The organism is Terriglobales bacterium, from assembly GCA_035573675.1.
Taxonomy (GTDB): Bacteria; Acidobacteriota; Terriglobia; order Terriglobales; family Acidobacteriaceae; genus DATMAB01.
In genome coordinates, this window is sequence record DATMAB010000027.1 from 257,245 (window position 1) to 282,706 (window position 25,462).

At 63.4% G+C, this 25,462-nt stretch carries 18 protein-coding genes; 11 read left to right on the forward strand and 7 right to left on the reverse strand.

Annotated elements, in window-relative coordinates:
* Positions 1–59 precede the first annotated feature (59 nt).
* The 4 genes from VNK82_13695 (at position 60) to VNK82_13710 (ending at position 6,598) form a co-directional block, all read left to right on the forward strand.
* Entirely contained in the window at positions 60–1,415 is a 1,356-nt protein-coding gene (locus VNK82_13695) for an aminotransferase class I/II-fold pyridoxal phosphate-dependent enzyme (protein HXE92005.1), read from the forward strand.
* A gap of 4 nt (positions 1,416–1,419) precedes the next feature.
* A complete protein-coding gene (locus VNK82_13700; protein HXE92006.1) occupies positions 1,420–2,229 on the forward strand; it encodes a class I SAM-dependent methyltransferase in 810 nt (269 codons plus the stop codon).
* A gap of 142 nt (positions 2,230–2,371) precedes the next feature.
* Positions 2,372–4,855: a VIT and VWA domain-containing protein gene (locus VNK82_13705; GenBank protein HXE92007.1), complete on the forward strand. Its 2,484-nt coding sequence runs from the start codon at positions 2,372–2,374 to the stop codon at positions 4,853–4,855.
* A gap of 231 nt (positions 4,856–5,086) precedes the next feature.
* On the forward strand, positions 5,087–6,598 hold the full coding sequence (locus VNK82_13710; protein ID HXE92008.1) for a DUF4139 domain-containing protein: 1,512 nt from the start codon (positions 5,087–5,089) through the stop codon (positions 6,596–6,598).
* Between the two features lie 354 nt (positions 6,599–6,952).
* Here the strand turns inward: VNK82_13710 and VNK82_13715 are convergent, their stop codons facing one another.
* Complete coding sequence (locus VNK82_13715) at positions 6,953–7,861, reverse strand: DUF5996 family protein (GenBank protein ID HXE92009.1); 909 nt, start codon at positions 7,859–7,861, stop codon at positions 6,953–6,955.
* 130 nt (positions 7,862–7,991) lie between these two features.
* Here VNK82_13715 and VNK82_13720 point away from each other — a divergent pair, with 130 nt between their 5' ends.
* The 4 genes from VNK82_13720 (at position 7,992) to gyrA (ending at position 13,549) form a co-directional block, all read left to right on the forward strand.
* Positions 7,992–9,050, forward strand: a complete 1,059-nt coding sequence (locus tag VNK82_13720; GenBank protein HXE92010.1) for a glycosyltransferase family 39 protein — start codon at positions 7,992–7,994, stop codon at positions 9,048–9,050.
* A gap of 432 nt (positions 9,051–9,482) precedes the next feature.
* Positions 9,483–9,752, forward strand: coding sequence for a hypothetical protein (locus VNK82_13725; protein HXE92011.1), 270 nt, complete (start codon positions 9,483–9,485; stop codon positions 9,750–9,752).
* Positions 9,753–9,779: 27 nt separating this feature from the next.
* Positions 9,780–10,562 carry a hypothetical protein gene (locus VNK82_13730; protein HXE92012.1) on the forward strand — a complete coding sequence of 261 codons (783 nt, stop codon included), beginning with the start codon at positions 9,780–9,782 and terminating at the stop codon, positions 10,560–10,562.
* A gap of 326 nt (positions 10,563–10,888) precedes the next feature.
* Positions 10,889–13,549, forward strand: a complete 2,661-nt coding sequence (gene gyrA, locus VNK82_13735) for a DNA gyrase subunit A (GenBank protein ID HXE92013.1) — start codon at positions 10,889–10,891, stop codon at positions 13,547–13,549.
* Here gyrA and VNK82_13740 read toward each other — a convergent pair.
* Genes VNK82_13740 through VNK82_13755 form a run of 4 tightly spaced genes read right to left on the reverse strand, consistent with a single transcriptional unit; the run spans position 13,543 to position 17,781 of the window.
* A complete protein-coding gene (locus VNK82_13740; GenBank protein HXE92014.1) occupies positions 13,543–14,544 on the reverse strand; it encodes a hypothetical protein in 1,002 nt (333 codons plus the stop codon). The genes gyrA and VNK82_13740 overlap by 7 nt on opposite strands.
* An 8-nt stretch (positions 14,545–14,552) precedes the next feature.
* Positions 14,553–15,647, reverse strand: a complete 1,095-nt coding sequence (locus VNK82_13745; protein ID HXE92015.1) for an adenylosuccinate synthetase — start codon at positions 15,645–15,647, stop codon at positions 14,553–14,555.
* The gene (locus VNK82_13750) at positions 15,644–16,201 is read right to left on the reverse strand and encodes an AAA family ATPase (protein ID HXE92016.1); all 558 of its coding nucleotides are present in this window, start codon (positions 16,199–16,201) and stop codon (positions 15,644–15,646) included. Before VNK82_13750 ends, VNK82_13745 begins: the two co-directional genes overlap by 4 nt.
* A gap of 17 nt (positions 16,202–16,218) precedes the next feature.
* Complete coding sequence (locus VNK82_13755) at positions 16,219–17,781, reverse strand: ribonuclease H-like domain-containing protein (GenBank protein HXE92017.1); 1,563 nt, start codon at positions 17,779–17,781, stop codon at positions 16,219–16,221.
* Between the two features lie 102 nt (positions 17,782–17,883).
* On the opposite strand from VNK82_13755, the gene VNK82_13760 reads away from it, so the two are divergent.
* Complete coding sequence (locus VNK82_13760; protein HXE92018.1) at positions 17,884–18,279, forward strand: hypothetical protein; 396 nt, start codon at positions 17,884–17,886, stop codon at positions 18,277–18,279.
* Here VNK82_13760 and VNK82_13765 read toward each other — a convergent pair.
* A complete protein-coding gene (locus tag VNK82_13765; protein ID HXE92019.1) occupies positions 18,276–18,791 on the reverse strand; it encodes a group I intron-associated PD-(D/E)XK endonuclease in 516 nt (171 codons plus the stop codon). The two genes, VNK82_13760 and VNK82_13765, sit on opposite strands and share 4 nt — an antisense overlap.
* Positions 18,792–19,517: 726 nt before the next feature.
* A complete protein-coding gene (locus tag VNK82_13770; GenBank protein ID HXE92020.1) occupies positions 19,518–20,147 on the reverse strand; it encodes a hypothetical protein in 630 nt (209 codons plus the stop codon).
* Positions 20,148–20,431: 284 nt separating this feature from the next.
* Between VNK82_13770 and VNK82_13775 the strand changes: the two genes are divergently transcribed.
* Entirely contained in the window at positions 20,432–22,732 is a 2,301-nt protein-coding gene (locus VNK82_13775; protein HXE92021.1) for a winged helix-turn-helix domain-containing protein, read from the forward strand.
* Positions 22,733–22,852: 120 nt separating this feature from the next.
* Positions 22,853–25,150 carry a winged helix-turn-helix domain-containing protein gene (locus tag VNK82_13780; GenBank protein ID HXE92022.1) on the forward strand — a complete coding sequence of 766 codons (2,298 nt, stop codon included), beginning with the start codon at positions 22,853–22,855 and terminating at the stop codon, positions 25,148–25,150.
* Positions 25,151–25,462 lie beyond the last annotated feature (312 nt).

The window sequence follows — 25,462 nt, forward strand, 5'->3', positions numbered from 1 at the left end:
TAGTTTGGCTCAGCCCTCTCAAGGGGTTCCGCGCGGTATGTAGACTGCGAAATGCGAACATGGACAAGGAAACACTTCGCATCCTTCACGATGCCCTCGCCCGCTTGGACGCAGGCTTCGCCGAACTGCCCGCGTTAGAGACGGCCATTCCCGGGCGTGAGCGCATGGAAGAAGTCTTGGCCGCTACCGCCGACCGCCTGCACGACAACTTTCCTTACTTTCATCCGCTCTATGCCGGGCAGATGCTGAAGCCGCCGCATCCGGTGGCTCGGCTGGCCTACGCTCTGGCCATGTGGATCAATCCCAACAACCACGCCCTCGATGGCGGCCGCGCCAGCTCCGCCATGGAGAAGGAAGCCGTGGCCGAGATCGCCGCCATGTATGGATGGAAGACCTTCCTCGGGCATCTCTGCGGCGGCGGGACCATGGCGAATCTCGAAGCGCTGTGGGTGGCGGGACAGTTGCATCCCGGCAAGACGATTTTGGCTTCCGAGCAGGCGCACTACACGCATGGGAGGATCTCCAGCGTCCTGCAGCTCAAGTTCGAGAACGTCGCCTGCGATACGCTGGGGCGCATGGATGTGGGCGCACTGGAGAAGCGGCTGGCGCGCGGCGACATCGGCGCCGTCGTGGTCACCATGGGCACCACGCCCACGGGCGCGGTCGATCCGCTTCCTGCGATTCTCGCGCTGCGCGAAAAGCACGGCTTCCGCGTGCATGCCGACGCCGCCTATGGCGGCTACTTCACGCTGGCCGCGAACCTCGACGCGCCCGCGCGCCAGGCCTTTGAGCGCATCGGCGAGTGCGACTCCATCGTGGTCGATCCCCACAAGCACGGCCTGCAACCTTACGGCTGCGGCTGCGTGCTGTTCCGCGAGCCGGACGTCGTCCGCTTCTACAAGCACGAGTCGGGCGTTACCTACTTCAGCTCGGCGGAGCTGCACCTGGGCGAGATCAGCCTGGAGTGCTCGCGTCCGGGCGCTTCGGCCGTGGCGCTGTGGGCCACGCAGCGCCTGCTGCCGCTCGTCAAAGGCGGCGAGTTTGCCGCCGGCCTCGGCCGCTGCCGCCAGGCCGCGCTCGCGCTCCATCGCAAGCTAAAGGCTGACGCGGGCTGGATCGCCGCCTTCGAGCCCGAGCTGGATATCGTCATCTATGCCCCGCGCGCCGCGAGCGCGTCCGCCATCTCCCGCCTTTCGCACTGGACGTTCGACGAGGCCGCTCGCCGTGACCTCCACTTGGCTAAGGCGGAAGTGCCCGCGAAGTTCTTCCAGTCCTCGGCGCCCGAGGTGAAGTGGGACCGCGAGAGCGTCACCTGCCTGCGCTCCGTGCTGATGAAGCCCGAGCATCTCGACTGGCTCGACCGCATCTGGGAGATCCTCTCCGCGACGGCGGCGGCGCGCCCGGCGGAGCCGTAGACGCATGTCCGGCGACGAAGTCCGCGGCTGTCCGTTGTGCGGGCGCGACAATTCCGCCTGCCCGCGCTTGTCTTACGCCGCGCATCCCTGGGTGCTGCGCGAATGTGCCGGCTGCGGCCTGGTGTATCTGGAGAACCCGCCCCCCTACGAAGCTCTGGAAGCGGACCTCGCCTGGGAGAAGACCTGGGCCGCCGAACATGAACGCCGCTTGTCCGAGGAGCCGGTGTTCGGCCGCGTCGCGCAAGCCATCAACTGGATGCGCGCACACGTCCTACACCGCGACAAGCTCTCCGAGCTCATCCTGCGCTACGTGGCGCCCGGTCCCGTGCTCGACGTCGGCTGCGCCGATGGCCGTGCTCTCGACCGCTTGCCTGCCGGTTACATTCCCTTCGGCATCGAGGTCTCGCGCGAGCTGCACGCGCTGGCCGACGCCCGCTTCTCCCGCCGCGGCGGACGCGCCCTCCGCGCCGACGCCCTCTCCGGCATGCAGCAACTCAGTCATGCCTTCTTCGAAGGCATCGTCATGTGCTCGTTCCTGGAGCACGAGCGCCAGCCGCGCCAGGCGCTCGAGCGCGCCGCTCTGCTGCTCAAGCCCGGCGCGCGCCTCATCCTGAAAGTCCCCAACTTCGCCTGCTGGAACCGTGCCGTGCGTGGCGCGCGCTGGTGCGGTTTCCGCTCCCCGGACCACGTGAACTATTTCACGCCCAGGCTGCTCGCGCGCCTGGTCAGCGACTGCGGCCTGAAAGTGCGCCGCTTCGGCCCTTTCGACCGCTTCCCCACCAGCGACAACATGTGGCTGGTGGCGGAAAAGTGAAGTCGCCGCCGCGGACTCAGCCACATAAGCGCGGATCTCAGTCTTGCCGCCATCCTTGGCGCTCCTTCGTGTCCCTGCCGGTCAAGAAAATGCTTGCAAGCCCCGCGCCCTCCACCGTTCTTCCCCTGTACGGGAGGAACGTATGCGTCGCACGCTCTTGGCTCACCTGCTGATTCTGCTGGCTCTTACCGCCAGCGCCCTGGCCGGCAACCCGCCGGTCACCGAAGGCTCGCTCCGCATCATGGGCAAGGACGGCGTCACCGGCTTCTGCCCGCTCAAGCACACCGACGTCAAGGCCGAGATCTCCGGCTTCCTGGCGCGGGTGGAGGTGACGCAGGAGTTCTGGAATCCTTCGAAGGAAAAGATCGAGGCGGTCTACGTCTTCCCGCTCTCGCAACGTTCGGCCGTGGACGACATGACGCTCGAGGTCGGCGACCGCACCGTGCGCGGCATCATCAAGCGCCGCGAGGAGGCGCAAGCCATCTACGAAGCCGCGCGCGCCGCCGGCCACGTCGCCGCGCTGCTCGACCAGGAGCGTCCCAACATCTTCACCCAGTCGGTGGCCAACATCATGCCCGGCGAGACGGTCAAAGTGACCATCCGCTACGTCGAATTCCTCAAGTACGAAGACGGCGCTTACGAGTTCTCTTTCCCCATGGTGGTCGGCCCGCGCTACATTCCCGGCTCCGTTGCAATTGGTAAGCAGAGCGGCGGCTGGGCGCCGGACACAGACAAGGTCCCCGACGCTTCGCGCATCACGCCGCCCGTGGCCGGCGTGCAGACGCCGGAGACGCGTGCCGGCCACGACGTCTCGCTCGAAGTCACGCTCGACGCCGGCGTGCCCATCCAGGATTTCCGCTCCACCTCGCACGCCATTCTCGCCGACCGCACCAGCGCCTCGAGCGCCGTGGTCCGCCTGAAGCAGCAGGCCGTCATCCCTAACAAGGATTTCATCCTGCGCTACGACGTTTCCGGCGGCCGCATCGAGGACGCCGTGCTCACTCACAAGACGCCCGCGGGCAAGACCAGCCTGCGCTCCACCGGCTTCTTCACCCTCATCCTGCAGCCGCCCGATCGCATCCCGGAATCCGACATCACGCCCAAGGAGATCGTGTTCGTGCTCGACACCTCCGGTTCCATGTCCGGCTTCCCCATCGAGAAAGCGAAAGAAGCCATGAAGCTGGCGCTCGAGGGCTTGCACCCGAGCGACACCTTCAACCTCATCACCTTCGCCGGGGACACCCAAATCTTGTTCCCCGAACCGGTTCCGGCCACACCTAGGAATCTTGCGCTGGCGCAGGAATTCCTCGCCGGCCGCTCAGGCTCGGGCGGCACGGAGATGATGAAGGCCATCCGCGCCGCGCTCGAGCCCTCGGACTCCCAGGAGCACGTGCGCGTGGTCTGCTTCATGACCGATGGCTACGTCGGCAACGACATGGAGATTGTCGCTGAAGTGCAGAAGCATCCCAACGCCCGCGTGTTCAGCTTCGGCATCGGCCAGAGCGTGAACCGCTTTCTGCTGGACAAGATGGCGGAAGTGAGCCGTGGCGAAGTGGAGTATGTCGGCCTGAACGACGATGGCTCCGCGGCCGCGCGCCGCTTCCACGAGCGCGTGCGCACCCCGCTCCTCACCGACCTTTCCATCGACTGGAACGGCTTGCCCGTGGCGGACATCTACCCTGCCCGCCTGCCCGATCTGTTCAGCGCCAAGCCGGTCATCGTCACCGGCCGCTACGGCGTGCCGGCCAGCGGCATCATCCGGCTGAAAGGCCGTCGCGCCGGCGAGGACTTCGTCCGCGAGATCAAGGTGAACCTGCCCGCCTCCGAAGCACGCCACGATGTGCTCGCGTCGCTATGGGCGCGTCAGAAGATCGACGACCTCATGGCCCGCGACTACGCCGGCATCCAGCAGGGCGTCGCCCGCAAGGACGTGAAGGAAGCGATCACCCAGCTCGGCCTCGACTTCCACCTCATGACCCAGTTCACCTCCTTCGTCGCCGTCGAGGAGATGACCGTCACCGAAGGCGGCCAGCCCCGCATCATCCAGGTGCCGGTGGAGATGCCGGAAGGCGTCAGCCCCGAGGGCGTCTTCGGCAAAGCGGGTGAGATGCAGGCGCAATACGCGCCCGCTTCCGCTCCGATGTCCGCCGTGAAAGCCATGCGCCCATCTGCCGGCGGCATCGCCTCGGGTTCGGGCGCTGGCGTAGGCAGTGGCGCAGTCAGCACCAGCCAGCCCGTCAACGGCCACATGGTTCGCGAATTGAAGGACGAAGAAGTCGACCGCCGCGCCGATATCCGCGTACACCGCCCGGCGACCTGGGAAGCGCGCCTCGATCCCGGCCTGCTGCGTATGGCCAATTGTTACGAGGCCGAAGTCACGCAGCCGACCCGCCGCGGCCAGTGCAAGCTCACCGGCGAAAGCAAGCTCGAGGTCGAGGTCTGGCTCTCCGAAAAGAGCGACGCCAGCCTGGCCAAGCTGCGCTCTCTGGGCTTCGAAGTCAAGCTCGACCCTAAGACCTCGAAGCTCATCATCGGCCGCGTCACCGTTGCCAGGCTCGCCCAGCTCGCCCGGCTCGACGTGGTGCGCTACATCGCCCCGCACAAATCGGAGTCGGCTGCGAACTAAGGCCTGATTTCACCACGGAGACACGGAGGCACGGAGAGATTCCGTGCCTCTTCTTCCTTGCCGCCGAAGCCTTCGTGTTCCTTCGTGTCCTTTGCGGTTAAAGCCTTTCTTGCAAGTTTTTCTTCGACCTGCGTTCTAGGAATGAACGCAAGCCCGGGCCGGGAAAATTCAACCGTGCCTGCACCATCATTCCCGGCCGGGCTACCATGGAAGCTTTCGAGAGGAGCCTGTATGCAACGCCTGCTCGCCCTGTTGTTTGCCGTCGTCGTGCTTGCGCCCGCCGCGCCGGCGGCCGACCCCGCGCTTACCATCTACAACCAGAACTTCGCCGTCGTGCGCCAGACCTTCCCGCTCGACCTGCGCGCCGGAGTGAACCAGGTCCGCTATGCGGAAACCACAGCGTTCCTCGAGCCTGACTCGGTCATCCTCCGCGATCCTTCCGGGCACGTCCGCCTGCAGATCCTGGAGCAGAACTACCGCAACGATCCCGTCTCGCAGGAATTGCTGCTTTCCCTCTACGAAGGCAAGACCATCGACTTCCTCATCCAGCGCCAGGAGCGCCAGGAGATCGTCCAAGGCAAGATCATCCGTTCCGGCTACGTTCCGCACCGCGAGGCCTGGCAGCAGTACGGCCAGCCCTATTACCAGGCGCAGATGGCGTTCATGCAGGGCGGCGCGTCGCAGCCCATCATCGAGGTGGAAGGCAAGCTACGCTTCGGCCTGCCCGGCCAGCCGCTCTTCCCCGCGCTCGCCGATGACAACATCCTGAAGCCCGCGCTCGACTGGCGCATCGAGACCGATCGCGACTCGCGTTTCGATGCCGAACTTTCCTACCTCACCGGCGGCATGCGCTGGGAGGCCGACTACAACCTGGTCGCGCCCGAGAAGGGCGACGTCCTCGACCTGGTCGGCTGGGTCACTATCGACAATCAGACCGGCAAGACCTTCCAGAACGCCAAGATCAAGCTCATCGCCGGCGATGTCTCCAAGCTCCAGCCCGCCCAGGCCATGGAGGCGTACGACGCGGTCATGGCCCGCGCGGAAGTCGGTGGCATGCGCCCGGTTGTCACGGAGAAATCCTTCGATGAGTACCACCTCTATACGCTGTTGCGGCCCACCACCCTGCGCGACCGCGAGACCAAGCAGGTGGAGTTCGTGCGCTCGGCAGGCGTGAAGGCCGAGCGCCTCTACGTCTACGACGGCGCCTGGATCGATCCCAACCGTTACCGCGGCTGGAACATGGAGAACATCCGCCAGGACCGCGACTACGGCACCAAGTCCAATCCCAAGGTCTGGGTCATGCAGGAGTTCAAGAACACCGAGGCCAACGGCCTCGGCATCCCCTTGCCCAAGGGCCGGCTGCGCTTCTACCGCCGCGACGATGACGGCCGCCTGGAGTTCACCGGCGAGAACGTCATCGACCACACCCCCAAAGACGAAAAAGTGCGCGTCTACACCGGCAACGCGTTCGATGTCGTCGGCGAGCGCTCGCGCACCAACTTCCGCCTGGACTCCGTCAAGAACGAGTGGATGGACGAGAGCTTCGAGATCAAAGTCCGCAACCACAAAAAGGAGCCGGTCGAAGTCCGCGTGGTCGAGCACCTCTACCGCTGGACCAACTGGGAAGTGCGCCTGGCCTCCCACAAGTGGAGCAAGATGGACGCCCAGACCATCGAGTTCCGCGTCACCCTCCCGCCCGACGGCGAGCAGGTCATCACCTACACCGCGCACTACTGGTGGTAGGAATCTGGGAACCACAGAGGACACAGAGGAACACGGAGGCAAGAGATCCTCGGTGAACATCTGTGCCCTCTGTGGTTAAGGTTTCTCGAACCCAAATCTACAATCGTCAAACTCCCTGCCGTCATCCTGAGCGAGGTAGGGACCCGCGCGCATTCTCCAGCGCGGGAAACCCGAGCGAGGGACCTGGGTTTTTCACGGCTTTTTTGTCATCCACAACAGTTGGGCTCGGTCAGTTCGCAGTTCACAGATCGCAGTTCGCAAATGTCTTTGTGTTCCTTCGTGTCCTTTGTGGTTGAGCTTTTTGTGGGGTTCAATCCGCGTCCATCCGCGTTGATCCGCGGCGAAAAGAACACTTCACGCCGCTTCCAGCGCCCCTCGGTCCCATCCTCCCAGGTTCGCGCCCGCTTCGTACGTACTCTGGCAGAACTCCAGCAGCGCTTTGCGCGGGTCCGCCGACTCCCGCACGGCGTCGTACATCAGCAGGAATTCCTTCATCCCGGCGTCGTAGAACGCTGCGGCTGGTTTCACTTTCTGCGCGGCGAAACCCGGTGGCTCCGGCGCGGCGTAGGCATAGAAGGCCGCGCCCTTGTAGCCCGCGCCCGGCCAGAAGCCCACGCTGATCACTTCGTGCGAGTATGCTTCGCGCGTGATGGCGTCCGCGCCCGGACGCTCCGGCGCCCGCCGCCCGGAAAATCGCGTCACCGCCAGGTCGAAGCTTCCCCAGAAGAAATGCACCGGGCTCGACTTGCCCAGGAACCCGGAGCGGAATTCCTGGAACACCGCATCCACCGACGCCAGAATGCGCCAAAAGCGCTGCGCGTACTCGCCGTCGTAGGAAGCATGCACAGTGTCTTGCGCGAAGGGAATGGGGTCGGGCACTTCATCCGGCTTGGCGTGGAGGCGCACCTCGATGCCCAGTTCCTTCAGCGTCGCCATCACCTCGCGATAGAAATCGGCCACCGTCCGCGGCTCCAGCCTGATGTGCCGGACCTCGCCGTCGCTGGTCTCGATTGCCAGCCGGTGGTCGAGGAAGTCGAAGCGCATTTCCAGCAGGCGCGACCCCTGCCGCATGGTGGAGGTCGTCAGCCCGCGCGGCGTCACGTACAGCGTGACGTGCCAGTAGTGGTTCACGCGCGGCGTCAGCGCCATCCGGATCTTGCCCACGATCTGCGTCCACAGGTGCAGCGTCGCGTAGGTGTCCTTCCACGCCTCCAGCGGCAGCGCCGGCCAGGGCTCCATGGCACTGCTTGGGATTGCGTTCACGCGACCTCCTCGGCCTTTCAACCGGAAATATTGCGGATTATAGAGGGTGATTCCAGTTCGCTGTTCACAGATCGCAGTTCGCGAATGTCTCGTGTGCCTTCGTGTCCTTTGTGGTTAAACTCTCTCGCTCATGACTCGGCCGCGCCTCATCGCCCTGTGCTTCCTGTTTCTCTTCCTGGCCCAGGCGCTTTGGATGGCCGCCCGGTCCCCGCTGGCCCCCGAAGAGGCCGCCGCCATCAGCGCCTCGCGCTCCCCCGTCGTGCGGCTGGCTACGCACGCAGACCTCCAGCTGGCGGTCAGGACGCTGCGCGACGATCCTTGGCTGCCTCGCCTGCCGTCCGTCGTCTTCGGCCTGCTGCTTGGCGGATCGCTCTGGTACGTCGCCCACCGCCTTTACGGCAACCGCGGCGGATACATTGCGCTCGCTCTCTACTGCTTCTCGCCGCTCTCCATTCTCGCCGCCGCGCGCGTCGGCCCCGAAGCCCCGGCGACCTGGGGCTTGTACGGCACCGTCTTCTATGCCATCGCGCTTTCCCACACGCTCGACGCTCCGCCGCGCGACCGCCTGCTGCGCGCCTTGCTCTTCGGCCTCTCGCTGGGCCTGGCTGCGGCGGCGCTCTATCCCGCCGCGCTCGGCCTGCTGCCGGCACTGGCCTTCCTGTTCTACCTCGCGCCCCAGCGCCGCGCCGCGGCACTCGCCTGGGCTGCTTTGAGTGTTGCGATTGCCGGCGGCCTCTTTGCTGTCGTGCATCGCTGGGCCGGTATGGATCTTCTAGCCTCGCTCCGGATCACCGATTTCCCGGCTCTTCGTCCGCGCGTGGCTGCGGGTGGCATTCCCTGGCCCGCCGTCGTGCCCCTGCTCCTGGCTTCTCTCCCTGCCCTGCTCCTCTTCGGTCTCGCGCTCATCACCGTTTTGCGCTCACGCCGCTCGCGCTACTTCGGCAACCTCGCGCCGTTGGCCGTGGGACTACCGCTTGCGGTGCTGGGGCTCGCCACGCCTTTCTACCTCAGCGTGCGCAATCTGGTGCTGGCCCTGCCTTTCCTGTGTCTGTTCGTCGCCGGCGTCTTCGCCGATCTGCTGGAAGAAGAGTTCGAAGGCCCGCCCGCGCGCCTGGCCCGCGCCGTCCTGCTCCCACTCCTCGCGCTCAACGCCGCCGCCGGCCTCTGGCTGCTACCGCGAGTCTCTTAGTAGCTTCCCGGGGCATCAGTAGGGCCAGCGCCTCGCCGGCTGTAGCCCAGGCATCCTGCCCGGGACCGTAGAGACGTAGCTTGCTACGTCTCTATCCCGCCCTCGACTCGTATCAGGGCACGGCTTCAGCCGTGCCGAAAGAGATCTATTCCTTCTGTTGTCATCCGAGCGAGCCCGCATGGCCCCGAGTCCGCGGGGCGGACGAGGGGGAAAGCAAGGGCGAGTCGAGGGACCTCGGGTTCGCTTTTCGGACCGTTCCCCTGGTCGGTAACGATTCCCCCGGGCCATGTGTTTCGCGGGCATCCTGCCGCGCGCCAGCTCGCAGTTCACAGATCGTAGATCGCAAATGGCCCTTCCATTTCGTCCCAGCCAATATCACCCGCCGCGCAACCCTCCCCGGTCTCTCGTGTTGTTGCCGATCAGAGGTGTCCTATGCGCCGCTTTCTGCTCGTCGCGGTGGGCGCTCTGGCCCTGCTGCTTCCGGCCGATCTCGCTGCCGCCACCCGCGTCTACGTCGTCTCTCGCCCGGTGGTCCGCGTGAACAGCTTCGGACCCGGCTATGCATACGGGTATCGGGTCCTGCGTCCGCGTCCGGTTTTTCTGCGCGATGGCTATCGCTGCCACCGCCGCCACCGCCGCTACCACCGCCGTTTCTACCGCCAGCGTTTCGGCCCGGTCATCGTGGTGCCGCGCCTGTATTGACCCCTCCGGCGGGAGTATGATGGAGCCATGAGCCGCTGGTTCGGGGCCGTCTTGATGGCCGGTGTGGTCGCCGCCACCGCCGCCGCCCAGATCCACGGCGTACCCGCGTCGGTCACTTCCATGGGGACGGGCGCGACCTCCTTCACGCCCGGGATTCCGGCCAGCGTTACTTCCCTCGGACCCGCCGGATTCACCGGCGGCCGTATCGTCCAGAAGTTCGACGTGCCGCATCGCCGTGTCCCGCGCTTCGCTACGCCCATCTTCTTTCCGTGGTTCACCAGCTACGAGCCCGCGCCGCAGCCGGTGGTGGTCGTGGTGGAGCAGCCGGCGCCGGTCGTGGTCATGCCGGAGCGCGAAAGCGAAAACCGCCCGCCGGAGCTCGTGATCCTGGAACGCGACGGTGACCGCTACGTGCGCCGCAATTACTCGCGCGTCGAGTCTTCGGAAACTGAAGGCGAAGAAGAATACGCAGCCGCGCGCCCCAGCCGCCGCTCGCGCCCCGCCGTTTCCGATCGCGCTGCGCGTAAGAAGTCCGCGCCCGGGCTGCCCGAAGCCCCCCGGCCCGAGAGCGAAGAGCGCGCTCGCGAACTCCAGCCCGCCGTGCTGATCTTCCTCGACGGCACGCGCAGCGAGGTCTCCAATTTCGCCATCGTCGGCCCAGTGCTCTACGACCTCTCCGATCGCCGCTCGCGCAAGATCCAGCTCGCCGAACTCGACCTCCCCGCCACCATCGCCGCCAACGACGAGCGCGGCATCGCCTTCCGCCTGCCTCCCGCCTCCTCGCCCAACCAAGTCATCACACGGCCGTAAGCACTCAGCCGTCAGCAATCAGCACTCAGCCGTCACAATGTTGCTTCTGCCCGTTCGGGTCCTGCCTCCCGCCAGCTTCCTTTTGTCATTTCCTGCCTCCTGCCGGCTGCCACCCGCCACCTGCTTTTTCGTGCTATAATTCACTTGGCTCATCTGGCGGTTAACACCCAGTAAATGCAAGCAGTTACGGAAAATCACGGCGCTCCCGGAACCAGCCGCCGGCGGGCCTTCTTCCGCGTCGGTTTTTTGGCTGTTCACTGGGTACTGGGTACTAGGTACTGGGTACTTTTTCCTGAGAACTGAGAACCGAGAACTGAGAACTCATCATGTCTGACGAGCAGAACCCCACTCTTCCGTTCGATTCCGAGCGCGGCCAGCCGCCCGCCGCCGGCGGCCCCACCGGTCCCGGCGCCGCCAATCTCCTCCCCATCAACATCGAGGAGGAAATGCGCCGCAGCTATCTCGATTATTCAATGAGTGTGATCATCGGGCGGGCGCTGCCCGATGTGTACGACGGCCTGAAGCCGGTGCATCGCCGCGTGCTCTACGCCATGTATCAGGAGGGACTGCTCCACAACAAGCGCTACTCGAAGTGCGCCGGCGTAGTGGGCGAGACGCTGAAGCGCTACCACCCGCACAATCCGGAAGCGCTCTACGACGCGCTGGTCCGCATGGCGCAGGATTTCACCATGCGCTATCCGCTGGTGGACGGCCAGGGGAACTTCGGCTCGGTCGATGGCGACCCGCCCGCGGCCATGCGATACACCGAGTGCCGCATGACCCGCATCGCCGAGGAGCTGCTCGCCGATATCGACAAAGACACCGTCGACATGGTCCCGAATTACGACAACTCGACGGTCGAACCGACGGTACTTCCCACCAAGATCCCCAACCTGCTGGTGAACGGGGCCAGCGGCATCGCCGTCGGCATGGCCACTTCAATTCCTCCCCACAATCTGACGGAGATTGTGGACGCCACCATCCTGCTGGTGAACAAGCCGGATGCGAGCCTGGGCGAAGTGCTGAAAATCGTGCAGGGGCCGGACTTCCCCACCGCCGGGTTCATTCACGGGCGCAGCGGCATCCACGAGGCGTACAAGACCGGGCGCGGGCGGTTCATGATGCGCGCCAAGTCGGGCATCGAGCGCATCGGCAAGGAGCGCGAGGCCATCGTGGTGACCGAGATCCCCTACCAGGTCAACAAGTCGAAGCTCATCGAGCGCATCGCGGAGCTGGTGAACGACAAGGTGGTGGACGACGTAGCCGACATTCGCGACGAGAGCGACCGCGACGGCATGCGCATCGTCATCGAGCTGAAGCGCGGCGCCGAGGCGCAGATCATCCTGAACCAGCTCTACAAGCACACCCAGATGCAGGAGTCGTTCTCGATGATCTTCCTGGCCGTGGTCAACGGCCAGCCCAAAGAGATGGGGCTGGTGGAGGCCATCCAGCACTTCATCGACCACCGCGTGGACGTGGTGCGCCGGCGCACCGTGTTCCTGCTGGCGCGGGCGCGTGAGCGCGAGCACATCCTCGAGGGCTACAAGATCGCGCTCGACAACCTGGACCTGATCATCAAGCTGATCCGTGGCAGCGCCTCGCGCCCGGAAGCCAAGCAGGCGCTGCTCGAAGCCAAGCTCAAGATCACCGACAAGGAGATCCTGGAGCACACCGGGCGCGGAGGCTCGCTCACCCCGCGGCAGGCGGACGCCATCCTGGAACTGCAGCTCTACCGTTTGACCAAGCTCTCGACCGACGAGATCCTCACCGAACTCAAGGAGGTGCGCGAGCGCATCGCCGAGTACGAGTCGATCCTCGCGTCGGAGAAGAAGCTGCGCGGCGTGATCGTGAAAGAGCTGGAAGAAGTGAAGAAGAACTACGGCGACGCGCGCCGCACCGTCATCCAGGACGAGACCACGGAGATCACCATCGAAGACCTCATCGCCGATGAGCAGGTGGCGGTGACCGTCTCGCATTCCGGGTACCTGAAGCGCACGCCGATTTCCACCTACCGGCAGCAGAAGCGCGGCGGCACGGGACGCATCGGCATGCGCACCCGCGACGAGGACTTCGTCGAGCAGCTCATCATCGCCTCGACGCACGCATATCTGCTGGTGTTCACCAACACCGGGCGCGTCTACTGGCTGAAGGTGTACGAGATTCCCGACGTGGGGCCGGCGGGCAAGGGCAAGGCCATCGCCAGCTTGGTTTCATTGCAGCCGGGGGAGAGCGTGCGCGCCATTCTGAACGTGCGCGATCTCGAGGAAGAAGGCAAGTATGTCTTCTTCGCCACTCGCAACGGCACGGTGAAGAAGACCGAGCTGAAGGACTTCTCGAACGTGATGTCGCGGGGCATCATCGCCATCGGCATCGACAAGGGCGACGAACTGGTGGCGGCGCGCCTGACCGACGGCAACCAGATCGTCTTCCTGGCCTCGCACGAAGGCATGGCCATCCGCTTCGAGGAGAGCGACGTGCGTCCCATGGGACGGCCCGCCTACGGCGTCCGCGGCATGGATCTTGAGAAGGGCGACTACATCGTGGGCATGGCCGTGACCCCGAAAGAAGAGCCTGCACCGGCCGGGAAGAAGAACGGGAAAGCCAAAGCTGAGGCCGGCGCCGAAGGCGAGGCGCCGGAGACTGAAGAGCACTACACCATGATCCTCTCGGTGACGGAGAACGGTTACGGCAAGCGCACCGACGTGGGCGAGTACCGGCTGCAGTCGCGCGGCGGCAAGGGCGTGATCAACGTCAAGACCACGGCGCGCAACGGCAAGGTTTCCGCCATCATGCTGGTGAGCGAGACCTCGGAATGCATGGTCATCAGCCAGTTCGGCAAGATCATCCGGGTGCAGACCAAGGAGATCCGCGAGGCCGGCCGCTCGACGCAGGGCGTCCGCCTGCTGCAACTGGAACCCGGCGACAAGGTGGCCGCGGCGGTAGTCATCCCGCCGGAGGAACGGAACGGGAACGGATCAGTTCAGTGAGGGAGGCTTGGTGAGGGTGGTGCTTCAGGTTTGCCACCTGGGATTGCCTCGATTCGCGTACGCAGCTCATCTATTTGGTTCTGCGTTCGGATTGCCTGAGTAACGAGGACTCCGACCACCAGGAGAGCAATAGCAACTTGGACTGCAAGACGCCAGCGCCCGGGTGATCCAGACCTCACCCAGGCCGCCAGCGAAAGCCCGAGAGCAATCGTGCAAATCCAGAATACACTCGGATCCCACCACGCAAACCCTGGCTTACCGGCGAGGAGCGTTACTGCAGCGAAAAGAAGGGCAATCACCCCGAATGTTATGGAGATGAATGTGTCGATTCGGCTCTGCATCATATTGATGCGGTCGATGAACACGGAAACAGATTGTTCTGCCAACGCACTCTTCAGGCGGTCGGGGCGATAGTCCTCGATGAGGATGCGGTCGGGCAGGTCGCCGGGCTTCCTTAAGTATCGCTGAGACTTCTCCGGGTGGAACTCCGTGGTCTTGGCAAAGTCGATTACCGCTATAGGATCTCCGTGGTGGAGTACAACCTCCCTATCTGACAGGTTGTAGATTGGACAGAACAGGTGGCCAACCCATCCTGCGTCGACTTGAGGCCCTCCAAGCCATAGCAATCCGTCATACGCCTTGGAAACTTGGATGTTCCAGCGCCCTATGAGGAACGTGGGGAGGTTGATGACCTCTCTTGTCTTGATGATAGCCACTCCGAAGGGTCTAATTCTGATTTCAGACTCACCCGCTTGGGAGATTCGATGAATTTGCCCGTTTATGGCAAATTCATCTCCTATCGTTAGCTTGTAGCACGCTGGCTTAAGCAGCTTCTCGCGGTCAAAGGGAGTGATGAGGTCGAACTCTTTGACGTAGTGCTCGATGGCGTCGTTGAGGAGGACTCCGGTTCCTGGGAATGTGTCTTGGTCGGGTCGCTTGGCGACAAGCGCTCTTAGCTGAGCCTCGAGTTTTTCGCGGCGGTCAGAAACCGGCATTTGGCCTTCTACCCTGCAATCGCTGACATCCGGCCTAGGGCCGTAGATCTTGCAGACTCTGACTGGTCTAACACATCATCCAATCTTGGACCCTTACCTACGTATGAAATGGGAACATGAAAACTGTGCTGGAGATGAGTGAGAAAATTCTTTGCCTTTTGCGACAATGACCCCGCTTCGACAACCTCTCGGTTCGCAAAGTCCAGGTAGTCAAGGCAATTAACCGCGAGTCTGGTCGGCTGATTCGCGCGAATAGCAGAGGCAGCTGAATCCCATTCGAACCTCCCAATTCTGCGGAGTTTCTGAGTCACTGTTGTGAACTCGTTTATGGGATGCGGATAGCCACTTTCTCTTCGGACCGTTTCCCAATCAAGCTCGTCTACGAGCTTACCCGCTTGATTACCCGCAACGCGTATGGGAAAGGTCCGGAAAACCACAACAATCTCCGTGACGCGCAGTGGACTTAGGCCCACTTCGCTCAGAAATCCTGCAGCAGTAGTGTCACGTGACGTGGTCTTGGGATAGTGAGGCGAGTGGTAGAGCGATAACCCGAAGCCCTGTGTGCCTTCTACAAGCACCTTTCGGCCGCGATCTAGGGCCTCGTTGGCCTCTCCGGACACGTCGGTCAGCAGTCCCTTGAGCCACGGGTGCTGCTCAGCCGCATCGCGCGCCAGGCGAACATCGGCGCCGCGCAAAGCTCTCCTTGCAACGGCAGAGCCGACCCCGCAGAGAGTCGAGCTGAGACGCTCGCGAAGCTTGAGGCGGGCTTCGTTCTCCCTGTCGGATTCCTCGATGACCATGGCGTTGCGGTCGATACCGACGCGGTTTGCACCAAGGTCGAAGGCCTTCAGCTCGCTCCTTAGAACCTGCAAGTCAATCAACGCGCCGGCGGGAATGAGCAGGCGTGTCTCGCGGCGTATGTAGCCAGTAGGCAACTGACGCAGAACCTTTGTGGTTCCATCCGGAGCGACGAAAGAATGGCCGGAGTTGGGGCCACCGCAGCGGATGCAGATGTCGATCTCTTCCTGGAGGGTGATGAAAGCCGAGATTTTGCCTTTGCCTTCGGAGCCGTACTGCCCGCCAACCACAACCCAGAGACTCACGCGAGCCCTCCTGAATGAATCTGCTGCAAGACGCCTTCTATGGTCGAGTACAGTTCGTCGAGTGGGCCCTGGTTCTGCAGCACAAAATCTGCGCTGGGCCTGAGCAATGGAATCTGCTGCTCCACCGGGTGAGAATCCGCCGCCTGGAAGTCAGCGAAGGTGGCGAAACCCCTCCTCGCCTGCAAGCGGCGCCATCGGGTCTCCGGCGGACTGTCTATATACAGCAGATGGTAGTGCTCTGCAAAGCCGTCCCGCAGAGTGGTGTGGTCGAGGGAATGACGGAGGCCATCGACTGCGTAGCTACCCTCCTGCCCGATCTTCTGGACCAGACGGGCGTTAAGCTCGGCTTGCTTGCCTCCGGCCATTACTTCCCAACCGATCCCCTGCAGCTGGTTCTTGGCAGTGGGGTCCGCCGCCAGCCACTCGGCGAGAACCTGGCTATACCGCAAATAGTGGAACCCGTGGGCCGACTCCAGATACTTGCCTACCGAGGTCTTTCCTGCACCTATGGGGCCCGTAATACCCAGGACAAGTCGCTCGGGCTGGCGGGACATGAGTGACGCATTGTAATTCAGTGCGCCGCTTCGTGTCCGAGGGCGTCGAGCCCGGTGGACTTGAGAATCTCCGAGAGCTTGGGGTAGTTGATTTTGGGTGACCGGGGCACAATCAAGTAGTCCTCCGCCGGCGTTCCCAGAGCAATGAAGTCATCCGCCAGATAGAACAGCCCTACCAGCGCGGAGGTGATGGCGTCGACCTCGTCGTGACTGATCTTCTCCGTCAGGAACGACCCTTCAATACCCGCGCGGTGCAGACCCCATTTCAGCTCTTCCAGACTGGCGCCCTTCCTGGGGATGCCCAGCAGGTCCTGAGCGGCGCCTGGGTAGCTTTCAATCACGGTCAGGCCGGCCTCGCGCAATCTCTGCGCCAGACGCATCCCACGCGTCGTAAGGCCCTTCATCGTGGGCAGGAGACACCAGAAAACTGAGATGCCCATGCGCTTGAGGGCCAGCTCGCATTTCCGGTAAATCGGCGAGTCTCCGAGTTTATCCGGATCGACCACGCCTTCTGGGAAGGAGAGGGGCGAGTCGATAGAGACAAGGTCCGGCTTGGATTCGACGGTTGCCTTGACCAACTCATCATCCGTATGGAGCGGCCGGGTTGACACTGCTGCGCCTACCATAAGGGCCCATCCAGTTGCTCGCTTCGCGCTCCCCGTGAGGTCAATTCCGACAATCCGAGGACTAGCGGTGGCCGTTTTTCGCAGCAGTCCAGACACGAGGTTTGATTCAGCAGGCGGGGGGACAATCGCGCGAGTGGCGGTTGACTTGCGCGCACGGGGAAGCTCGGCCACGCCAGTGAAAACGGGCGCAATGGAGTGGTTAAGGAAAGTGGCAGTGTGCCGGGAGAGCTTGTCGTAAGCAATCTCGACGATTGCCTTCAAGTGCACGACGTCTTCGGTGTTGTACTGGATGAGCCGCTCCAGCGCAGACTGGTCGCCCCGCTGGTATCGGGCCCAGAGGACTGTGGCGTCGAAGCCGGACAGTTCCTCGACTTCTGCTGCGCGACGGATCCTTAGACGTTTTTCTACTTCCTTCAAGCCCCCTGTGTACCCAAGCCGGCGCATGACCCAACGCAGGTCGATGTGGACGGGCGGAATCGCCATGTCTGGGAAGGCGAGCCTGAGGAAGCGAAGATCGAAACCGGAGCCGTTGAATGTGACCACCACAGAGTGCTTCTGAAGCTCTTTGGGAAGGTCGTCGAGGTTCTGGCCTTCCACGAACACTTTGTACTTGCGGCCATCGTATAGGCCCACAAGGGTGACACTGTCGAAAACCGTCGACATCCCCGTAGTTTCAATATCGAGATAGACACACTCGTCTGCGAACTCAGGAAACACCCGCCACGCCTCGCCTAGAGCTGTGAGGCGCTCGAAGAAACCGGCGTCCTTGCGACGAACAGCCTCCCAGGACTGAGGGATGTATTGGTCGAGCTTCTCCTGCAGGCGGGCGCCGACGAAACCAAAGCGCTTCTCGAAGCGGTCAGCGTCCTCCCAGGAGCGGATGCCGTGGCTCCAGAGGTCGCGCTCAGTGTGCTTGCCGATGCCCGGGATGTGGATGAACGTCTGCCGGAGCATAGGTCACCTTTGGGGTTCTATCAGGGTAGATTCTACTTGAATAGAAATTCTATTTAAATAGAATTTATCCCTTGTTTTTCCACAGTGAAGCGGAGGTCTCCTGTGAAACGTGGAAGAATCCTGTCGCCCGGGGAAAGGCTCTTGAGGCAGCGAGTGTCAAGAGAGTTTCGAGAGATAAAGACAGCCAAAGGCGCGAAGGCAGCGGCAGACGAGCTTGGCGTTTGCCTGGCCTCGTTCTACAAGTATGTGAGGGGTGACGATCTGCCTCGGTTCGACGTTCTTAGGCGAGCTCATGAAATGTGGAACATCAACTTCGATCACATCGACTTCGAGGAGATTTTTCGGAAGTACAGAGGGGCGCAAGGCATTCGGGAGGAGAAGCAGTACGTTCTTCCGTTCATCGAAAACGTCCGCCAACAGGACGTCACGATTCTGCATGTAGCAGCCAGGCGGCCGAATGCGCTCGAACTCCGAGTAAGAATCAGATTTGCAAGCTAGGTCGACCCGTCGGGCGATGTCGCTGCCGGCGGCAGCCACGACTTCTTGTAGCGTTCCGGATGGGCAATCCCCTTGCCCTGAGATTCACGCTTCGCCCCCAACAGATGCCAGGCTTCCCGGTAGCGTTCGGTGCGGCTGGAACTCTTGGGCACGTGGGGGAAGAGCTTGACTTCGTTGGTGGGAAGGGTGTGGGCGGGGATGATGTACCAGGCGTCGTAGGGGACAACCCAGGCGGCGAGGAAGTCGATGTCGTCAGGGGTGAACGACCGCGTATCGCCCTGGAGGCGGCAGCCGATGCGGAAACAGCGTGAGTTGGGAACGTTGGTGGAGCGGACCTGGACGCGCACCAGTCGCTTGCGGCGGCGGTTTGGGCCGCGGTCCACGATGGCGTCGTAGGCGCAACTATCGCCGAAGGGCTGGGAGACGGCCAGGCCACGGGAGAGCGCCTGGAAGAGGAAGGCGCATTCGGCGCGCTCGCCGACGAGTTTGGGGTTGCGGGAGGGACGGGACATGGGGAGGTCGCTTTCTGCTTGAAAACCAGTGGTCAGTGCCTGGTGGTCAATGCCTGGTTCGAGCTAGGAGTGCCGAGGTGCGAGGCGGCGTGCTACGGGGAGTTGCGGATCGGATTGGATTCTGAAGGCTATTTCATCAGGGATAAGAATAGCATATGTGGAGGCGAATGTAAAGCGAAAAAGCAGCCCGCAGCCAGCGGCGCTCAGGCAGCAGGAAAGGCAAGATCCACCACGGAGACACAGAGGCACCCTTCGGCTGCGCTCAGGGCAGGTTCGAGAATAATTCGTGCCTTTGTTTCTCGCCGCGGATGAACGCGGAAGGACGCGGATCCGAGAAGCAGCCGACAGCTAGCGGGGGGGGGCAGGCGGCAGGAAAGGCAAAATCCACCACGGAGACACCCTTCGGCTGCGCTCAGGGCAGGCTCCGAGAATCCGTGCCTTTTGTTTTCACCGCGGATGCACGTGACACACTACGAAAATTACCGTGCCTTGACGCCTTCGCACTTGTTCATGGCGGCCAAGTAGTACGTACCATCAGTGCAGACGGTGCCTTTGACCTGGTGTTTCACGGTCATCAGAGGCAGGACTGGCTCCAGCGCAAAACTCATAAGTAGAAGAATCCACCACACAAGGGACATGCCTCCTTTTCTGTCGCGCCGTTTGTTCGAGCCGCGGAGCAAGATCCGGCAAGGTCGCGACGAGGTTCTCGATTGCGTTCGCCTGCTCCTACTCCGTAATGGTCAGTTCGAACGGCGCCTCCAGGGTGCCCACTTCCTGCGGCGTGCACTTCCCTCTGGCGGGACATGACAGGAGCCTGGCCGTGCTCGCGCCGGAGAGCATGTCCGCGGAGCTGATGGTCCACTGCCTTGCGCCCGGGGTATCGCTGACCATGGTGATGGCGCCGCCGCTGCAGGTGGCGCAGCCTTCGGCCTGATACCTGGTTCCAAACTGGAGGAAGTAGCGGGTGTTGGTAGCAGCGTCGACGAAGTTGAACTGAATCTTGTCCGCAGAGATGGAGTCTTCCGCCACCATCTCCAGCAGATTCAGCGGGTCGCCTTCCACGCCCAGGTTGCCGGTGGCGACCGCGGCGTGGCCGATCAGGTCGGTCAAGTCGTACACAACGTTGTGATCGAACGCGATGAGCAGCTTGCCATCACAACTGACGGAACCGCCGAGGTAGGAGCCGGTCCCTTGCACCTTGTCGCCAACATTGTTGCTGAAGGCCGCCGCAACGGCCACCTGGCAGGTCTTGCCCTTTTTCTGCGCCAGCAGGGGCGTCTGTGCAAGCGGGGCCGCAAGCATCAGCAACAGCAGCAGCGCCGCGAGTGACATTCTTTTGCGAGCCGTGAGCTTCATGGAATCCTCCACGCTTTTGAACTGCGCCCTGGCCGGTCCAAGCATTCCTCCCAGGACGAGTGGCCATTACTGCCCGGGCAGCACAGGGAAGTCTTTAGGAGCCGATTAGTTTTTCCTCAAGAAGCGCTTGGGAGCTGCATCTCGATACAGCGGCGGGAGTTAGGGGGCACTGACCGCCGCTTGGCCAAGTTCACAGAGCGGCCAGAGGGAGAGAATTTTCCGGTGCGTGCCGGTCCGGGCAGGCGTAGAATTGGGACAATTGTCCGGCCCGGGGGACCTTCCATATGGCTCGTGAAGGGCCCAGCTACAACTTCGACCGTTTCACCGTAGATACGGCCGAGCGCACCCTGCGCTGCAACGGCGACGTCCTGGCTGTGCCTCCCAAGGTCTTTGACACGCTGGCGGTGCTGGTGGAGAACGCCGGGCGGGTGGTGGAAAAGGAAGAACTGCTCCAGCGGGTGTGGCCGGACACCTTCGTGGAAGAGGGCAACCTCGCGCAGAACATCTTCACGATACGGCGGCTGTTGGGAGACGACCGGAACGGGCACCGCTACATCGAGACCGTGCCCAAGCGCGGGTATCGCTTCGTAGCGGAGGTGCGGCCCGCTATCGCAAGTGGGACCAGGCAGAGGGCTGAGGCCGCACGTACGTTTCCTCGCACCCGCCGGCGGTGGCTGGTCGCAGGGGCCGCGCTCGCCGTTTTCGCACTGGCGGCGGGCGCTTTGCTCTGGCAGTCGTGGCCACCGGCGCTCGACTTTCCCAATCGCGGCTGGGTGCTGATAGCCAAGTTCGAGAACCGGACGGGCGAGGCGATCTTCGATGACACGGTGGAGTACGCCCTGGAGCGCGAGCTGAGCAACTCACGCTTGGTCAACGTGCTGCCTCCGCCCCGAGTGCAGGACATCCTGGCGCTGATGCGCCGGGCGCCCGATACGCGCCTAGATACAGAAATGGCGCGCGATGTTGCCCTGCGCGACGGCGAGGTTCCGGTGGTGATTACAGGGCGCGTGGACAAACTGGGAAACCGCTACCAGCTCAATGTGGCACTCGTGGAAGCGGCCACGGGAGTCACCCTGGCGGCGTTGGCGGAAGAGGCGGCCAATCAGGAGGCCGTCCTGGATGCCACCCGTACACTGGCCCGGCGCGTCCGTGAGGAGTTGGGCGAACAACTGCCACAAGTCTCGGCACCGACGCGACTGGAAAAGGCGACTACGCCTTCGTTACGCGCACTTCAGTTCTTCTCGCAGGGAATGCGCCTGGTGGACCTGCGAAAATGGAACGCCGCCATCCCGCTTCTCGAGCAGGCGCTGACCGAGGACGCAGACTTCGCCTCGGCCCACATTTATCTGGCCCATTGCTATTCGAACGTGCGGAAGGACAAAGAGGCAGCGCCACACTATCAAGAGGCTTTTCGGCTGGCTAAGACCACCAGCGACCGAGAGCGCTACTTCATTGTGGGGAGCTACTACGACCGGTTCGTCGCGGATCACGGCAAGGCCCTTGAGGCGTATGAAGTACTGGTCCGCCTCTATCCGGACGATTTCTGGGGCGTGAACAACCTGGCGAACAAATACTGGTACCTGGGTAGACTCGACGAAGCCCTTCCCTACTCTCTGCGGAGGGCCGATCTCCGCCCGCATGACTTAGCAAGTGTCTTTGGAGCTTGGGATTCGCTGAGGCGCTCCGGCCGAGACCCTGCCCGGGCCGAGGCCTTGTTCCACAAGGCTCAAGTACTCAGTCGGAACCCGGACGCGTTCCCCAATCCCCAGCTGTGGGTTCGCGTGAGGGTCGCCGGTGCCCGGCACCGGGCAGGCCTCGGGGACTACCGCGGTGCACTGCAGGAGCTGGAAGGGCTTCGGCGCAGCCTTCCCTCCTATACAGGTCCTCGCCGAGAAGCGCTGACCGACTGGCTGGCCGCCCAGTTTGTCCATCTCGGGCAATTGCGCGCCGCGGAGGAACTTTACTCCGCACTCCAGGATGAGTCCGACAGACATGTAGGGCTGGCGTGGGTGGCAGAGGAACGAGGCGATATGACCGCTCTGCGCTTCCATCTCCGTCGTCGATTTGCTCTCGGAAGCGTTGGCATCGACCCAGAGATCGTCCGGCAAGCGGTGCTAGCCGGATTGCTGGCCGAGGCTACCGCACAGACTCCCGACGAGCGCATGCAGAACTTGTGGGCGCCGCGGTATGTACGGCTGCAACGTGCCCACATCGCGACCGCCCAAGGGAAGAGTTCGGAGGCCATCCATCTATTTACCGAGCTTCACCAGGACGCAACGGCCAACCGGAATGATATTGCTCTAGCGGTTGGGGTCGCGTTGGCTGGCGCACTGGAGCGGCGCGGGGAGCCGGCTGCCGCGGCGGAGGTTATCAGCCGGGCCCTCGCCGCCGATTCCTGGCCGGAGCGCGTGGCAGAAGTGCGGCAGGCGAAATTCGAGCTCGCACGCATCTATCGCAAGCTGGGGCGCGAGGCGGAGGCGAGCGCGCTGGAAGCCGAGATACGGCAATCGCTGGCGGTCGCCGAGGCCGACCATTCCATGCTGCTGGCGCTGGAGCGAAACCGGCAGATACGGGCTGCGCGGTAGGAAAGGCAGCCGACCTGCCATTCCGCCGCTCCTGGCGGCTTCGATAGAGATTTCTTAGGGGTTTGCTGGGCTAGCAGGCGTAGAATCGGGGCAATTGTCCGGCCCGGGGGACCTTCCAAAGTGGCTCGCGAGGGACCCAGCTACAACTTCGACCGTTTCACCGTAGATACGGCCGAGCGCACCCTGCGCTGCAACGGCGACGTCCTGGCTGTGCCTCCCAAAGTCTTTGACACGCTGGCGGTGCTGGTGGAGAACGCCGGGCGGGTGGTGGAAAAGGAAGAACTGCTCCAGCGGGTGTGGCCGGACACGTTCGTGGAAGAGGGCAACCTCGCGCAGAACATCTTCACGATACGGCGTGTTCTGGGAGACGACCGGAACGGGCACCGCTACATCGAGACCGTGCCCAAGCGCGGGTATCGTTTCGTGGCGGAGGTGCGGCCCGCTACCGCAAGTGGGACCAGGCAGGCGGCGGAGGGCGCACGTACGTTCCCTGGCACCCGCCGGCGATGGCTGGTCGCAGGGGCCGCGCTCGCCATTGTGGCCCTTGCGGCTGGGGTGTACACCTGGCGCTCACGCCCTCCGGCGCTCGACTTTCCCAATCGCGGCTGGGTGCTGATAGCCAAGTTCGAGAACCGCACGGGCGAGGCGATTTTCGATGACACGGTGGAGTACGCCCTGGAGCGCGAGCTGAGCAACTCGCGATTCGTGAACCTGGTGCCGCCGGAGCGAGTTCAGGACGCGTTCCGGCTGATGAAGAAGGCGTCCGACACGCGCCTGGACGCTCCGCTCGCGCGCGAGGTGGCGGTGCGCGACAGCAACGTCCAGATGGTGCTGACCGGCCGCACCGAAAAGCTGGGCGCCAGCTACGCGCTCAGCGCATCTCTGGTCCAACCCTCCAGCGGGGCCGTGCTCCGGTCGTTCCGCGAGGAGGCCGCGGACCTCAATGCCGTGCTGGCCGCTGTGAACCGGCTGTCCCGCCGAGTGCGGGAAAGCCTGGGCGAAGAAGCCGCACAATTCCGACAGAACACGCCGGCACTGGAAAAGGCAACGACGCCTTCCCTGCGCGCCCTGCAGCTGTATTCGCGAGGCATGGCCCTTCTGAACCAGAGAGAATGCAACGCCGCCGCCCAGCTCTTCGAGCAGGCGCTGGCCGAGGACGCTGACTTCGCCTCGGCCCACATCTATCTGGCCCATTGCTACTCGAACGTGGGAAAGGACAAGGAGGCAGCGCCCCATTATCAAGAGGCTCTCCGGCTGGCCGAGACCACCACAGACCGTGAGCGGTATTTCATCGTGGGCAGTTACCACGACCGATTCACGCAGGACTACGAAAAGGCGATCCAGGCGTATGAAGTCCTGGTGCGGGAGTATCCGGACCACTACTGGGGTGTGAACAACCTGGCGTTGACATACTCGTACCTGGGCAGGCTGGAGGAAGCCGTTCCCTATTTTGTTCGCCGGGCCGAGCTTCGTCCCCACGACTTGTGGAGCGTGTACTGGGCCTACTATGAGGTACGGCGTTCCGGGCGGGCTCCTGCCAAGGCTGAGGCACTGCTGCGCAAGGCGCAAATGCTGAGTCAGAGCCCAGACGCTTCGCCGCCCGACTATTGGGCAGCCATCACCCTGCACGGCGCGCGGCGCCGGATGCGGCTTGGAGACTACCAAGGAGCGCTCCAGGAGATGGAGCGCGTCCGAAGGGACTTTCCCTCCTACACAGCTCCTCGGCGTGAGGCACTGACCAAGCATCTAGCCATCTATTTTCTCTATCTGGGCCGGATGCGTGCCGCAAATGAGCAGTACGCGACGCTCCAGGACGAAGCTGAGAAACATGGGGGTCTGGCGTGGCTGGCGGAGGAACGAGGGGACATGAGGGCGGTGCGCTTCCATCTGCGCCGCCAACTGGCCCTGGGAGCCGATGGCAGTGACCCCTTCACACTGCTGCAATTGGTACGGGCCGGGCTGCTGGCCGAGGCTGCCGCGCGGCTGCCCGACGATCGGATACGGGAATATCCGCCTCGCTTCATTCGCCTGGCGCGTGCTCACATCGCGATCGGCCAGGGCAGGATTCTGGAGGCCCTGGATTTGCTCACCAAACTTCACGGCTCCATGACGGCCAACCGGGACGTATTTGCCTGCACGGCCGCCATCCCGCTGGCTGAGATCCTGGAGCGACGCGGGGACCTGGCGGGTGCGGCCAACGTTCTCAGCCAGGCGCTCGAAGCCAATCAGGCCCCTGTGATCGTGACAGATTTCCGGAAGGCGAAGTTGCAGCTAGCGCGCCTCTATCGCAAGCTGGGGCGCGAGGCGGAGGCGAGCGCGCTGGAAGCCGAGATCCGGCAATCCCTGGCGGTCGCCGATGCCGACCATCCCATGCTGCTGGCGCTGGAGCGTGACCAGCAGATACGGGCTGCGCGGTAGCAAAAGCAGCCATCAGTCATCAGCCGTCAGCACTCAGCCACACCCGTGCCTCCCCAGAGACGCGAGTGGCGGACCGCCAACTTTTCTTGTAGCGTTCCGGGTGAGCGATCTCGCCCTCGCGCTTACCGCGCGGGCCGCCCCAAAGATGCCAGGCTTCCAGAACCGCTTTCCGTCTTGCGCTCTTCGCCTTCCGTAAGCAGATCCCAGCGTTCGCGCCAAGTCTCGAAGCGGCCATGGCTGTTCTCGACATGAGGAGCGAACCAGAGCCAGTGGTGGCGGCGGAGGAGCCGGGCAGAAACCCAGCCGTCCAGC

Excerpts from the sequence above, each read along its gene's own strand:
- VNK82_13695 (HXE92005.1), top strand. The coding sequence starts at position 60 with ATGGACAAGGAAACACTTCGCATCCTTCACGATGCCCTCGCCCGCTTG.
- VNK82_13700 (HXE92006.1), top strand. The coding sequence starts at position 1,420 with ATGTCCGGCGACGAAGTCCGCGGCTGTCCGTTGTGCGGGCGCGACAAT.
- VNK82_13705 (HXE92007.1), top strand. The coding sequence starts at position 2,372 with ATGCGTCGCACGCTCTTGGCTCACCTGCTGATTCTGCTGGCTCTTACC.
- VNK82_13710 (HXE92008.1), top strand. The coding sequence starts at position 5,087 with ATGCAACGCCTGCTCGCCCTGTTGTTTGCCGTCGTCGTGCTTGCGCCC.
- VNK82_13720 (HXE92010.1), top strand. The coding sequence starts at position 7,992 with ATGACTCGGCCGCGCCTCATCGCCCTGTGCTTCCTGTTTCTCTTCCTG.
- VNK82_13725 (HXE92011.1), top strand. The coding sequence starts at position 9,483 with ATGCGCCGCTTTCTGCTCGTCGCGGTGGGCGCTCTGGCCCTGCTGCTT.
- VNK82_13730 (HXE92012.1), top strand. The coding sequence starts at position 9,780 with ATGAGCCGCTGGTTCGGGGCCGTCTTGATGGCCGGTGTGGTCGCCGCC.
- gyrA (HXE92013.1), top strand. The coding sequence starts at position 10,889 with ATGTCTGACGAGCAGAACCCCACTCTTCCGTTCGATTCCGAGCGCGGC.
- VNK82_13740 (HXE92014.1), bottom strand. The coding sequence starts at position 14,544 with ATGCCGGTTTCTGACCGCCGCGAAAAACTCGAGGCTCAGCTAAGAGCG.
- VNK82_13750 (HXE92016.1), bottom strand. The coding sequence starts at position 16,201 with ATGTCCCGCCAGCCCGAGCGACTTGTCCTGGGTATTACGGGCCCCATA.
- VNK82_13755 (HXE92017.1), bottom strand. The coding sequence starts at position 17,781 with ATGCTCCGGCAGACGTTCATCCACATCCCGGGCATCGGCAAGCACACT.
- VNK82_13765 (HXE92019.1), bottom strand. The coding sequence starts at position 18,791 with ATGTCCCGTCCCTCCCGCAACCCCAAACTCGTCGGCGAGCGCGCCGAA.
- VNK82_13770 (HXE92020.1), bottom strand. The coding sequence starts at position 20,147 with ATGAAGCTCACGGCTCGCAAAAGAATGTCACTCGCGGCGCTGCTGCTG.
- VNK82_13775 (HXE92021.1), top strand. The coding sequence starts at position 20,432 with ATGGCTCGTGAAGGGCCCAGCTACAACTTCGACCGTTTCACCGTAGAT.